This window comes from Burkholderia glumae LMG 2196 = ATCC 33617, from assembly GCF_000960995.1.
GTDB lineage: Bacteria > Pseudomonadota > Gammaproteobacteria > Burkholderiales > Burkholderiaceae > Burkholderia > Burkholderia glumae.
Genome location: NZ_CP009435.1, coordinates 1 through 13,006, shown reverse-complemented (window position 1 = coordinate 13,006; position 13,006 = coordinate 1). Strand labels below are relative to the sequence as shown.

Genomic DNA, 13,006 nt, shown 5'->3' with positions numbered 1-13,006 from the left:
GCATGGGCGGGGGCGCGTAATCAGCGGGTGTAGGAGGGCGGGCGCTTCTCGAGAAACGCGGTGATGCCTTCGAGTCCGTCCGGATGGTGCAGCGAGGCCACGAAGTGGTCGCGTTCGGCGGCCAAATGGGTGGCCAACGAATGGTCGGGGGCTTGCGCGAGCAGCGCCTTCACGCGCGCGATGGCATTCGGCGAGACGCCGCCGAGTTCGTCAGCCCAGGCCAGCGCGTCACCGAGTGCGCTGCCGGGGCGCGCGAGGCGGTTGACGACGCCGAGATCGTGCAGGCGCTTCGCGCTGGTCTGCTTGCCCTCGATCAAGAGTTCGGTCGCGAGTGCCCGTGGCAGCGCCCGCGCGAGAAACCACGAGCCGCCGCCGTCCGGCGTCAGCCCGACCCGCGCGTAGGACATCACGAACTTGGCGTCGTCGGCGGCGACGATCAGATCGCAGGCGAGCGCGAGCGAGAAGCCGGCACCGGCCGCCGCGCCCTCTACCGCCGCGATCACCGGCTTGGACATGGCGCGGATCGCGGTGATCCATTCGCCGAGCAGGTCGATGCTCGCGGCCTGCACCGCCGGGGCCTTGGCGCGATTTTCGAGCAGGCGGTTGAGGTTGCCGCCCGCGCAGAAGAAGCGATCGGCACCGGTCAGCACTACCGCGCCGATCGAGGCGTCGCGCTCGGCGGCGTTCATCGCCTCGATGCCGGCCGCGTAGATGTCGGGATGCAGCGCGTTGCGCGCGCCGGGGTTGGACAGCGTCAGGACGAGAGTCGACGCGCTGTCGACGGGGCGGGACGCGAGCAGTTCGGCGCTCATGCGATGTGTCTCCTGATAGGCCGTCTCGTGGTTGGCGGCAGAAGGGGCGTGCTGCCGCGATACCGGCGCGCGCGATACATTTCTGGGTGCGCGTCCGGTTGCCGCGGCGACGAAGTGCTTTAGACTAGCACGAACGTGCTATTCGGCACGTCGCGACGGGCCGCTGGTACCGTGAGAATGGCTCACGCGTCGATTCACCGTCAGGAGAGAGACGATGCTGCAACTCTGTGGTTATCCGCTATCGAACTACTACAACAAGGTGAAACTCGTGCTGCTCGAATACGAGATTCCTTTCGAGGAGCAACCTTTGCCGTTGCCGCTGCGCGATTCCGATGCGCTGGCCGCTTCGCCGTTCGGTAAGGTGCCGTTCCTGCGCACCGAGCATGGCGCGCTCTCGGAGTCGCAGGCGATCGTCGAGTATCTGGCCGCGCGTTATCCGGACAAGGCGCTGTTTCCGGCCGATCCGTTCGAGGCGGCCAAGGTGCGCGAAGTCACGATCTTCATCGAACTCTATCTCGAATGGGTGGCGCGTGACCTGTACGGGCAGGCATTTTTTGGCGGCACGGCCAGCGACGAGACGCGCGAGCGCGTCGAGCGGCAACTGGTGAGCGCGCTGGCCGCGTTTCGCCGGCTCAGCCGCTTCGAGCCATTCTTGCTCGGCGACACCTACGGCATCGCCGATGTGGCCGCCTATATCCACCTGCCGCTCGTCGGGCTCGCGACGAAGGCTGTCTACGGCCGCGATCTGGTGCTCGAAGCCGGGATCGACTGGAAGGCGTATTCGAAGCGCGTGGGCGAGCGGCCCGCCGCGCAGCGCGTGACGGCCGACCGCAAGGCGCACATCGAGGCCAACGGCGTGAAGCGCTGACGTGCCGCGGCCCCCGGCGGCGCGTGCCTACAGCCGCGCCAGCCGTTCGAGCGCGGTGGCGAGCGTGGCTTCGCGCTTCGCGAAGCAAAAGCGCACCACGCCCGACTCGCGCGGCTCGTGATAGAACGCCGAGACGGGGATTGCGGCGACGCCGATCTCGGCCGTCAGCCATTTCGCGAATTCGGCTTCGGGCAGGTCGCTGATCGCCGAATAATCGACGCATTGGAAGTAGGTGCCCGCACACGGCAGCAGCTTGAAGCGCGTCGCGGCTAGCCCCTCGCGGAACAGGTCGCGCTTGCGCTGATAGAACGCGGGCAGCGTCAGATACGGCTGCGGATCGAGCAGGTAATTCGCAAGCCCCACCTGCATCGGCGTGTTGACGGTGAACACGTTGAACTGGTGGACCTTGCGGAACTCGGCCGTCAGCGAGGCCGGTGCCGCCACATAGCCTACCTTCCAGCCCGTCACGTGGTAGGTCTTGCCGAAGCTCGATACGATGAAGCTGCGTGCCGCCAGCTCCGGATAGTGCGCCACGCTTTCGTGCCGCTCGCCGTCGTACACCATGTGCTCGTACACCTCGTCGGAGAGGATCAGCACCTTGGTGCCGCGCACGATCTCCTCCAGCCGGCGCATGTCGGCCTCGCGCCAGACCGTGCCGGTCGGATTGTGCGGCGTGTTGATCAGCAGCAGGCGGGTCCTGGGCGTGATCGCGGCCGCGAGCCGGTCGAACGGAATCGCATAGTCGGGTGCCTCCAGCGTGACGAACACGGGCTTGCCGCCCGCCAGCTCGATCGACGGCAGGTAGCTGTCATAGGTGGGCTCGACCACGATCACCTCGTCGCCCGGATGCACGGCGCAGAGGATCGCCGTCAGCAGCGCCTGCGTCGCGCCGGCCGTAACCGTGATCTCGCCCGCCGCGTCGTAGCGGCGCCCGTAGATCCGCTCGATCTTTGCCGCGATCGCTTCGCGCAGCGGCGCGGCGCCCGTCATCGGCGGATACTGGTTGTGCCCCTCGCGCATCGCGTTGGCGACGGCATCGATGATCGCCGGATCGCAGTCGAAATCGGGGAAGCCCTGGCCGAGATTCACCGCACCCTTTTCGGCGGCGAGCGCGCTCATCACCGTGAAGATGGTGGTGCCGACCTGCGGCAGGCGGGAAACGACGGCGGGCGTGGCGGGCAGGGTGGCTGGCATGGCGGACGGTGCGTTCATCGTGTCTCGGCGGTGGAGTGGGGGCGGGCGCTGCCGGGCGGTGCGGCTCAGGCCGGCGCAGGTTCGGCCGCCGCCAGGCCGCAGGCGGCGACGAACGGCGCCGGCTGCAGGATCCGGAACAGGAAATCGCGTTCGGTGCGGCGCGACAGCTTCAATAATGCGCGATCCTTCGAGACGAGCCAGTCGGCCTCGATGGCGCGAGCGAGCTCAAGGAACTTCTGGTCGTCGCGATCGCGACATTTCGGCAGCGGCCGTGCCTCGTCGGATGCGGGCTCGGCGGTTTCGACGAGGCGGGCCAGGCGTGCGACGGTGACGAGCGCGGCGGCCTTGTCGATCTGGCGCGGTGCGAATTGCGGATAATCGAGCACGCGTTCGAGCTCGCGCAGGCAGCGCGCATCGATCAGCGCGACGAGCGCGCCTTGCTCGAGCGCGGTGCGGATCGGACGCGTGGCAGGGTCGTCGAACACCAGGATATCGATCCAGACGTTCGAGTCGAGCACCACGCGGCGGCCGTTTCGTGGAGCGTGGGAGCTGGGCATTCGTTACAATCGGTGGTTTTCGTCTGACGGCACCGCACCGCGTGCCGGCGAGCCTCTATGATAATCGTTCTCTCTCCCGCGAAATCGCTCGATTACGAGACCGCGCCCCACATTTCCGCGCACACGCTGCCCGATTTCGTCGACGATGCGGCTGAATTGATCGATGGACTGCGTAAACTGTCGCCGCAGCAGATCTCGACGCTGATGGGCATCTCGGATTCGCTCGCGCGCCTGAACCACGGGCGCTATGCCGACTGGTCGCGTACTTTCACCACCGCGAACGCGAAGCAGGCGGTGCTCGCGTTCAACGGCGACGTGTACGAGGGGTTCGACGCCCGCACGCTGTCGGCCGCCGACCTCGATTACGCGCAGCAGCACGTGCGCGTGCTGTCGGGGCTCTATGGCCTGCTGAGGCCGCTCGATCTGCTGCAACCGTATCGGCTCGAAATGGGCACGCGCTTCGAGAACGCACGCGGCAAGGACCTGTACGCGTTCTGGGGCGAGCGCATCACGCGCGCCCTCAACACGCAGCTGGCCTCGCGCGACGGCGACGCCCGCGTGCTCGTGAACTGCGCGTCGAACGAGTACTTCAAGGCGGTCAAACCAAAGCTGCTCGAGGCACCCGTGATCACGCCGGTTTTCGAGGACTGGAAGGGCGGGCGCTACAAGATCATCAGCTTTCATGCGAAGCGGGCGCGCGGCCTGATGGCGCGTTACGCCGTGACGAACCGCATCGGGACGGCCGGGCAGCTCAAGGAGTTTGCCGAAGAGGGGTACGCGTTCGATGCGCAGGCATCGAACGAATCGACCTACGTGTTCCGCCGCCGGCTCGACGCGTGACGCGCGGCGGGCCGCGAGCCCGGCCTGCCCACGATTCGTTGGCGGGCCGGCTTGGGCGCCTCGGCCTGGCCTTTACCCGGTGCCTCGCGAGGGCGCCGCTTTCTGGAGATGAGATGAGCCTTTCGATCACGAGCCAATTCGATGCCGGCGCGATCGACGTCGTGGCGTGCGAGCGCCCCGATGCGATCCGGCTGCGCATTCGCGGCGACAATCAGTCCGAATTCGCGCAGTGGTTCTACTTTCGCCTGTCCGGTGCGCGCGGCGAGCGTTGCGTGATCGCATTCGAGAACGCGCACGCCTGCGCCTATCCGGCCGGCTGGCGAGACTATCGTGCGGTGGCGAGCTACGACCGCGTGAACTGGTTTCGCGTGCCGACCGAGTTCGACGGCACCGTGATGACGGTCGATCACACGCCGGAATTCGACACCATCTACTACGCCTACTTCGAACCGTACAGCGAAGAGCGCCGCTCGGAGTTTCTCGGCGCTATCCAGCAGATGCCTCAGGCGAGCGTAGTCGAGCTCGGCCGCAGCGTCCAGGGGAGGCCCATGTCGCTGCTCGTGCTCGGTACGCCCGACGAGGCCGACACGAAGAAGAAGGTTTGGGTGATCGCGCGCCAGCATCCCGGCGAATCGATGGCCGAATGGTTCGTCGAGGGGCTGGTGAAGCGGCTCGCCGGCTGGGGCGACTGGGCCGGCGACGCGGTGGCGCGCAAGCTCTACGACCACGCGACGTTTTATATCGTGCCGAACATGAACCCGGACGGCAGCGTGCTCGGCAACCTGCGGACCAACGCGGTCGGCGCGAACCTGAACCGCGAATGGATGGAGCCCGACGCCGCGCGCAGTCCCGAGGTGTACGTCGTGCGCGACGCACTGCATGCGATCGGCTGCGACATGTTCTTCGACATCCATGGCGACGAGGATCTGCCGTATGTGTTCGTGGCAGGTTCCGAGATGCTGCCCGGCTTCACCGACCGTCAGCGCGAAGAGCAGCAGGCGTTCGTCGCCGCCTTCAAGCAGGCGAGCCCTGATTTCCAGGACCGCTACGGCTATCCGGCCTCCAAGTATCGAGAGGATGCGCTGAAGCTTGCCTCGAAATACGTCGGCCATGCGTTCGGCTGCCTGTCGCTGACGCTCGAGATGCCGTTCAAGGACAACGCCGACCTGCCGGACGAGCGCGTGGGCTGGAACGGTGAGCGCAGCGCGGCGCTCGGTGCGGCGATGCTGCTGCCGATCCTGAACCAGATCGAGCGATTCGCGTGACGTGACGCGAGGTGTGGCGGCGGCGAGCCGCCATCGACTGGCGCTTATGACAAAAAGGCCGGAATGCGCAAGCATCCCGGCCTTTTTGTTTCGTCTGCGTCGGAAGGCGGGCTGCCTCCCGTTCGTCTGAATCAGGATTTTTTCGCAGTCGACTTCTTCTTCACGGCTTTTTTCGCCGTGCTGCCCGACTTCTTCGCGGTCGACTTGCGGGACGTCTTGCCAGACGCCTTCGCTTTCGATTTGCCACGCACGCCATGCCCATGGACGCGATGCTTCGACGACGAGCTACGCTCGACGTGAGGCTTCGCGGGCGGCACGGGATCGTTCCAGCTGAACGCGAGCATCTGGTTGCCGACATAGCCGCAGCGGAATTTCAGGCTCGAAGGATCACCGCCGTTCTGCGGGATGCCGATGCCTTCGACCGTTACGATGTTGTCGACCTTCACGCGCTGCTTGCCGGCGTCGAACGAGTCGTTCCAGGGCGTGATCGTCGCGTTGCCGTTGTCGAACGCGCTGGGGGGAAATTCGACATGGTCGAACGCACTCGAGGTGCTCGCGATGAAGTTGCCGTGCGCCGCGCAGTCGGCGACGAGCGGATCGGCATGCATCTCGGTGATGTATTTGTTGATCAGTTCGGTACGCTGATCGAGCAGATCGGCGAAGGCCGGGGCGGAAAGCGCAAGCGACAGGCCTGCCACACAGGCTGCCAGCTTGCCGAACACGCCGAATAGACGTTGGGCGGGGAAGCTGTCCATCAGGATTCGAAAGTGCGGAATGGAGACACCGGGTAGGTAAGATGCCCGGCGAAGATCAGGAGTTCAATCTTAGCGCAATTTTATTGACCTGCCTCCCGCAAATGACGGCGAAAGCTTCGGTAATGGCGCCTCCGTCGTTCCAAACAGGGCCGGCTCATGCATTGGAAGCCGCAGTGGATTTCAGGCGCGCGGGCCGCCCAGGCGGTAGCGGCGCACGTCGAAGGTGGTGACCCAGGCTGGCTTGTAGATGGCGATCAGCGCCGTCGCCATGCCGGTGAACCAGGCTTCGCCCAGCGCGAGCAGCAGCGTGTTCAGGCCATAGCCGGCCGGAATGACGATCGTCGAGCCGTTTGCGAGCCCGAGTTGCACACCAGCCGCGGCCGCCGCGACCACGCCGATCGTGATGGCCGGTGCGATAAAGCCTTGCCCGACGATGAACGCGAACAGGCTGTGCGGCAGCCAGGCAACCGTGGCGCGTTGTAGCAGCGTCGATACGGCCACCGGCAGCGCACCGTAGACGAGATAGCTCAACCCGATACCCTGCCAGGTCGCGTCGAACACCACCGCGGCGATACCGGTAACGGCACCCATCGCGATCAGGGCGAGCGTCCAGTCGAACAGCGTGGCGATCAGCGTCGCGCCGAGCAGATGCATCACGAGCCCGTCGTCGAGCCACGCATTCGACGCCCACAGCACCGTAATGGTGGCGATCAGCGCACACCATACATGTTGCAGCGTCGGATCCCTGAGCCGGCTGAAAGGACGTCCCCATGACGCGAGCACGAGTACGGCCACGGCAGCGACCCAGCCACCGGCGGCGACCCAGAGCGGAAGCGGCGTGTAGAGGAAACCCATGCGTTTAATCTTACTCGTTGACGCAAAAAAATGGGAATCGAATCGACGCCAGGCGCGAGTCTAGGTGTTGCGTTTCAGCGTCGCCGGCTCCGGCTCGGCGACCATCGGCAGATGGGGGCCGTCGAACGTGATAGGCCGGTACTTGCCTCGAGATCTAGCGGCGCGTAACGGGATCGGGCAGGGCGCGCCGAGAGTTGGCCGCGGCTGGCCCCGGCGTTCGGCGATCAGCACTTCCAGATGGGACGGCAGCCAGCCGTTGTAGATGGCGACGGCAGCGGCGCGGTTGGTGGCGCCCAGTTGCTGGAAGATGCTGGCGAGATGGATCTTGACGGTTCCTTCGCTGATGCCGAGTGTGCGTGCGATCATCTTGTTCGTGTTGCCCATGTGGACGAAGCGCATGATCTGGGCCTGACGTGGCGAAAGCGTGCCGATGCTGGGCTGGCGCCGCAGTGGAATGCTGCCCAGGCGGCGTGTGGCGCGCTGCTCGGCCGCGTCGGCGTCGAGCAGATTCAGTGCGCAGGGTGGCACGTAGTAGCCGCCGAGCAGGACCATCTCGAAGGCGCGGATCACGAGATGGGCGCCCATCCCGCGCGGCACGACGCCTTGCACGCCGGTCGAGAACTGGTCCGGCGCGATGGCGGGCGAGGTCGTGTCGACCAGCATCGCCACCGGTGTCGGGGCGCAGGCCCCGCACAATGCGCGAAGATCGTCGAGCCGCATCGCAGAAAGGAAGTCGACGACGATCAGGTCGAAGCTTTGTTGCCGGACGAGGCGCATGGCCTGCCGCCAGTCCTTGGCATCGTTGTGGCCGCCATGTCGGTCGATTTGCCTGAGCAGGGCCCTCAGACCATCGCGGCGCTCCGCGTCGGAACTCAACACCATGAATCGCATTTGTTGCCTCTCTAATCGTTGCGTTTGTCGGTGATGACCTGAAATGCTGAGGCCATGATGACAAAACGCTTGTGCCGTGTCGGCCTAGCCAAACGACATAAGCGGAAATGTCAGTATGCGAAAAAAAAGAGCCGCCCCTCGGGCGGCTCTTTGTCACTGACGGTGACGCGGGTCGGTGCTGCGACTCAGTGAAAATGCGGCTGAGCGGGCGATGCGTCCTCCGGCATTTCCGCATGGACGATTTCACCCAGGGGGTCGGCGTACAAGGGAACGCCACAATCGTCGCAGTACTCCGGCTCGAAACGGCTGGCGTGGCGACGGATGTCGGTGACGCCGGTTTCCCTCAGCAGCGAGACGATTTCCTCGACGGGGCCGTCGACTGGCGTCTCGGTCTCGAGCATGGTGTCCTCGGCGGCGATGTCGCCGTTTTCGCGCCCATAGAGCGGCCATACGACGCCGTAGATCACGTCGTTGCTGCCGCGGCGCGTGAAGCCAATCCGATATTCGTCGATGCGGCGTTCGCCGAAGCCCGCGACCACGGCTCGAAGTTCCTGCGGCGCCGCGCCGATCGTGTCGAACAGATAGCGGATCGCGGTGCGGACCGTATGCGGGCGCACGCGCTCGTCGGCGTCGCGGCAGGCCGAATAGTAGGCATCCGGCAGCAGGCACTCGAATTCGCAGCCGGGCAGCGCGTTCGACAGATTGCCGCCCCCTTGGCTCGTCCATTGCTCGAGGCATTGGCTGCGCTCGATGCGCACGCCCTGGTCTTCTTCTTGCCAGCGAAACATCGGTGAGCCGGCGGGCGTGGCGACTACGGCCAGCAGGAAGCGCGGGTCGGCGAGGATCGGAGAGGTTTCGGGCAGGTCGCCGAAGTTGAGGCGCGGGGGTTGGCCGCCGAGTGCGGCCTGTGCCAATTGCTGCGTGAGACGATAGGCCTCGACATGATGGCGAGGCAACTGGTCGATGCTGTACAGGAAGGGCGCCAGCGCCACATGTGCGTGCTCGGCGAGCACGTGCGCCTGCAGATGCGTGCGCAGCACGTCCGCGATCTCCGTCTTGATCGGGCCCGACGGAATCATATAGCGCGTCCAGGCGAGGATTGGCACGGCTACCAACAGGGCCTCATGCATCCTGTCCTCATGCTCCACCAGCAGCGATTCGCTGTGGGTTTCGGCCATATCGGCGAGCGCCCCGTAGGCGTCGGGGTGATTCTGTTGCAGATGGTCGAGCGCCGCATCGAGCGTGGTCTGATTGCCGTTGCGGATCACCTTGGTGAGTAGCGCGTCGAGCTTCGCTTCCCAGAACCGGTCCTCGACACGGCTGCCGGAGGCGAACAGCGCGAGCGACAGTCCGACTAGTTTGTCGGCATCGGGGGGAAGGCGTTTGGCGGTTCGCTGGCGCATAGATCTGAATGGATTAGGTGGGTGCGTTGAACCCATCATTTTAGTCCGTTCCAGAAGTATGCAGCGAATCGTCGGGAAGTCCCGATGAATTCATCGTCGGCGGTGGCCGATGTCGGCGGTTGATCGGTTGGAATTGGCGGCTCCGAAATTTGCCGCCCGATACGCGCTTAGGAAAGATTGTTCGATTTTCCTCTTGCACGATGGCGCACACGTGCTTAAAATCACGCCTCTTTCGCGCTGCCGGAAACGCGGTGCGGAAAGGGAAGCAAGGTGGGAGAAGCGGGGCGCCGAGGTTGGGCAGCCAGTGGAACCGGCCGAAGGGAAGTGATCGACGAAGAAGTGGATCGCGGCGAGCAAAAAAGTAGTTGACGCGCTGCGAAACGTTGATCATAATCTCACTTCTCTGCTGCTGACAACGCAGCGCTGCCGGGAAGGCCGAACAGTTCGGTCGGATCGGTGGAAATGCTCTTTAAAAATTAACAGCCGATAAGTGTGGGCGCTTGATCGACGCGGACCTGATCTTCGGATCGGGAAGCAAAAGTATCAAGAGTCTCACACAAAAGTAAGTCAGGTTGATGAAGCAATTCATAACCTGTCAGCTTTGAGTGAGCGACCGGTTCTTAACGGAACCGAAAACAGTAACAGGTATTGAACTGAAGAGTTTGATCCTGGCTCAGATTGAACGCTGGCGGCATGCCTTACACATGCAAGTCGAACGGCAGCACGGGTGCTTGCACCTGGTGGCGAGTGGCGAACGGGTGAGTAATACATCGGAACATGTCCTGTAGTGGGGGATAGCCCGGCGAAAGCCGGATTAATACCGCATACGATCTACGGAAGAAAGCGGGGGACCTTCGGGCCTCGCGCTATAGGGTTGGCCGATGGCTGATTAGCTAGTTGGTGGGGTAAAGGCCTACCAAGGCGACGATCAGTAGCTGGTCTGAGAGGACGACCAGCCACACTGGGACTGAGACACGGCCCAGACTCCTACGGGAGGCAGCAGTGGGGAATTTTGGACAATGGGCGAAAGCCTGATCCAGCAATGCCGCGTGTGTGAAGAAGGCCTTCGGGTTGTAAAGCACTTTTGTCCGGAAAGAAATCCTGAGGGCTAATATCCTTCGGGGATGACGGTACCGGAAGAATAAGCACCGGCTAACTACGTGCCAGCAGCCGCGGTAATACGTAGGGTGCGAGCGTTAATCGGAATTACTGGGCGTAAAGCGTGCGCAGGCGGTTTGCTAAGACCGATGTGAAATCCCCGGGCTCAACCTGGGAACTGCATTGGTGACTGGCAGGCTAGAGTATGGCAGAGGGGGGTAGAATTCCACGTGTAGCAGTGAAATGCGTAGAGATGTGGAGGAATACCGATGGCGAAGGCAGCCCCCTGGGCCAATACTGACGCTCATGCACGAAAGCGTGGGGAGCAAACAGGATTAGATACCCTGGTAGTCCACGCCCTAAACGATGTCAACTAGTTGTTGGGGATTCATTTCCTTAGTAACGTAGCTAACGCGTGAAGTTGACCGCCTGGGGAGTACGGTCGCAAGATTAAAACTCAAAGGAATTGACGGGGACCCGCACAAGCGGTGGATGATGTGGATTAATTCGATGCAACGCGAAAAACCTTACCTACCCTTGACATGGTCGGAATCCTGAGGAGACTCGGGAGTGCTCGAAAGAGAACCGATACACAGGTGCTGCATGGCTGTCGTCAGCTCGTGTCGTGAGATGTTGGGTTAAGTCCCGCAACGAGCGCAACCCTTGTCCTTAGTTGCTACGCAAGAGCACTCTAAGGAGACTGCCGGTGACAAACCGGAGGAAGGTGGGGATGACGTCAAGTCCTCATGGCCCTTATGGGTAGGGCTTCACACGTCATACAATGGTCGGAACAGAGGGTTGCCAACCCGCGAGGGGGAGCTAATCCCAGAAAACCGATCGTAGTCCGGATTGCACTCTGCAACTCGAGTGCATGAAGCTGGAATCGCTAGTAATCGCGGATCAGCATGCCGCGGTGAATACGTTCCCGGGTCTTGTACACACCGCCCGTCACACCATGGGAGTGGGTTTTACCAGAAGTGGCTAGTCTAACCGCAAGGAGGACGGTCACCACGGTAGGATTCATGACTGGGGTGAAGTCGTAACAAGGTAGCCGTATCGGAAGGTGCGGCTGGATCACCTCCTTTCTCGAGCTTATTCCGCATACATTGAGCGTTCACGCTTATCGGCTGTTGATCAAGACAGACTCAGGGGTCTGTAGCTCAGTCGGTTAGAGCACCGTCTTGATAAGGCGGGGGTCGTTGGTTCGAATCCAACCAGACCCACCAATTGTCTGACACGGAACACCTGGGTAGTCTCTGTAGGGAAGGGGGCATAGCTCAGCTGGGAGAGCACCTGCTTTGCAAGCAGGGGGTCGTCGGTTCGATCCCGTCTGCCTCCACCAATCTTCAATGACAAACGTTCAGGGATGCTGAGCAGTTGTCATTGGCGATTGAGCCAGTCAGAGGATGAGCGAGAAGTAGCGCTTATCGGCTGTCGTTCTTTAACAATCTGGAAGAAGTAGTAAAGTGGATAGCGGAAGCGCTTATTTGAGATGGGCGTGGAAGTTATCCGGGTTGTGATTGTATCGATGTATCTCAAGATGATTCGAACGCAAGTTCGGCTCAATTGGAATACGGCACAAATGCGAGAACTCAACCTGTAGCGGCTGTCATCTCCTTCGGGAGAGCGAGACAGACTCGTTATAGGGTCAAGCGAACAAGTGCATGTGGTGGATGCCTTGGCGATCACAGGCGATGAAGGACGCGGTAGCCTGCGAAAAGCTACGGGGAGCTGGCAAACGAGCTTTGATCCGTAGATGTCCGAATGGGGAAACCCACTCCTTTTGGAGTATCCATGACTGAATACATAGGTCATGTGAAGCGAACGCGGTGAACTGAAACATCTAAGTAACCGCAGGAAAAGAAATCAACCGAGATTCCCAAAGTAGTGGCGAGCGAAATGGGAAGAGCCTGTACTCTTTATTTGTATTGTTAGCCGAACGCTCTGGAAAGTGCGGCCATAGCAGGTGATAGCCCTGTAGGCGAAAACAGTATGAAAGAACTAGGTGTACGACAAGTAGGGCGGGACACGTGAAATCCTGTCTGAAGATGGGGGGACCATCCTCCAAGGCTAAATACTCGTGATCGACCGATAGTGAACCAGTACCGTGAGGGAAAGGTGAAAAGAACCCCGGGAGGGGAGTGAAATAGATCCTGAAACCGCATGCATACAAACAGTCGGAGCCTCGTAAGGGGTGACGGCGTACCTTTTGTATAATGGGTCAGCGACTTACGTTCAGTAGCAAGCTTAACCGAATAGGGCAGGCGTAGCGAAAGCGAGTCCGAATAGGGCGTTCAGTTGCTGGGCGTAGACCCGAAACCAAGTGATCTATCCATGGCCAGGATGAAGGTGCGGTAACACGTACTGGAGGTCCGAACCCACTAACGTTGAAAAGTTAGGGGATGAGCTGTGGATAGGGGTGAAAGGCTAAACAAACTTGGAAATAGCTGGTTCTCTCCGAAAACTAT

Annotated in this window: 10 protein-coding genes, 2 tRNA genes, 1 rRNA gene and 1 other annotated feature; of the genes, 6 read left to right on the top strand and 7 right to left on the bottom strand. The window is 62.2% G+C overall.

All coding sequences use genetic code 11. The features are described from left to right. Positions 1-20: 20 nt before the first annotated feature. Positions 21-812, bottom strand: coding sequence for an oxepin-CoA hydrolase, alternative type (locus tag KS03_RS12605; protein WP_015876516.1), 792 nt, complete (start codon positions 810-812; stop codon positions 21-23). Positions 813-1,026: 214 nt separating this feature from the next. Here KS03_RS12605 and KS03_RS12600 point away from each other — a divergent pair, with 214 nt between their 5' ends. Next, positions 1,027-1,680 (top strand): glutathione S-transferase family protein, encoded by a 654-nt coding sequence (locus KS03_RS12600; protein ID WP_015876515.1) that lies wholly within the window; start codon positions 1,027-1,029, stop codon positions 1,678-1,680. 27 nt (positions 1,681-1,707) lie between these two features. On the opposite strand, the gene KS03_RS12595 is transcribed toward KS03_RS12600, so the two are convergent. Together KS03_RS12595 and KS03_RS12590 are read right to left on the bottom strand one after the other, a co-directional pair. Beyond that, positions 1,708-2,892, bottom strand: a complete 1,185-nt coding sequence (locus KS03_RS12595; protein ID WP_015876514.1) for a pyridoxal phosphate-dependent aminotransferase — start codon at positions 2,890-2,892, stop codon at positions 1,708-1,710. Between the two features lie 47 nt (positions 2,893-2,939). Continuing rightward, entirely contained in the window at positions 2,940-3,431 is a 492-nt protein-coding gene (locus KS03_RS12590; RefSeq protein WP_026051413.1) for a putative toxin-antitoxin system toxin component, PIN family, read from the bottom strand. A 57-nt stretch (positions 3,432-3,488) separates the two neighbouring features. On the opposite strand from KS03_RS12590, the gene yaaA reads away from it, so the two are divergent. Together yaaA and KS03_RS12580 are read left to right on the top strand one after the other, a co-directional pair. After that, positions 3,489-4,271 (top strand): peroxide stress protein YaaA, encoded by a 783-nt coding sequence (gene yaaA / locus KS03_RS12585; RefSeq protein ID WP_015876512.1) that lies wholly within the window; start codon positions 3,489-3,491, stop codon positions 4,269-4,271. 113 nt (positions 4,272-4,384) lie between these two features. After that, positions 4,385-5,536 carry a M14 family metallopeptidase gene (locus KS03_RS12580; RefSeq protein ID WP_015876511.1) on the top strand — a complete coding sequence of 384 codons (1,152 nt, stop codon included), beginning with the start codon at positions 4,385-4,387 and terminating at the stop codon, positions 5,534-5,536. Between the two features lie 131 nt (positions 5,537-5,667). Here KS03_RS12580 and KS03_RS12575 read toward each other — a convergent pair whose 3' ends face one another. The 4 genes from KS03_RS12575 to KS03_RS12560 all read right to left on the bottom strand — a co-directional run bounded on the left by KS03_RS12575 (position 5,668) and on the right by KS03_RS12560 (position 9,440). After that, the gene (locus tag KS03_RS12575; protein ID WP_015876510.1) at positions 5,668-6,291 is read right to left on the bottom strand and encodes a BspC domain-containing protein; all 624 of its coding nucleotides are present in this window, start codon (positions 6,289-6,291) and stop codon (positions 5,668-5,670) included. Positions 6,292-6,471: 180 nt separating this feature from the next. Continuing rightward, on the bottom strand, positions 6,472-7,146 hold the full coding sequence (locus KS03_RS12570) for an energy-coupling factor ABC transporter permease (protein WP_015876509.1): 675 nt from the start codon (positions 7,144-7,146) through the stop codon (positions 6,472-6,474). A 60-nt stretch (positions 7,147-7,206) separates the two neighbouring features. Further along, positions 7,207-8,037 (bottom strand): response regulator transcription factor, encoded by an 831-nt coding sequence (locus KS03_RS12565; protein ID WP_015876508.1) that lies wholly within the window; start codon positions 8,035-8,037, stop codon positions 7,207-7,209. Between the two features lie 185 nt (positions 8,038-8,222). Beyond that, a complete protein-coding gene (locus KS03_RS12560; protein WP_015876507.1) occupies positions 8,223-9,440 on the bottom strand; it encodes a DUF2863 family protein in 1,218 nt (405 codons plus the stop codon). Between the two features lie 650 nt (positions 9,441-10,090). Here KS03_RS12560 and KS03_RS12555 point away from each other — a divergent pair. The 3 genes from KS03_RS12555 to KS03_RS12545 all read left to right on the top strand — a co-directional run bounded on the left by KS03_RS12555 (position 10,091) and on the right by KS03_RS12545 (position 11,880). After that, positions 10,091-11,623 (top strand): 16S ribosomal RNA (locus KS03_RS12555). Between the two features lie 64 nt (positions 11,624-11,687). Further along, a tRNA-Ile gene (locus KS03_RS12550) sits at positions 11,688-11,764 on the top strand. A 40-nt stretch (positions 11,765-11,804) separates the two neighbouring features. Beyond that, positions 11,805-11,880 (top strand) — tRNA-Ala (locus KS03_RS12545). Positions 11,881-12,184: 304 nt separating this feature from the next. Next, positions 12,185-13,006: a sequence feature (23S ribosomal RNA rRNA prediction is too short), on the top strand.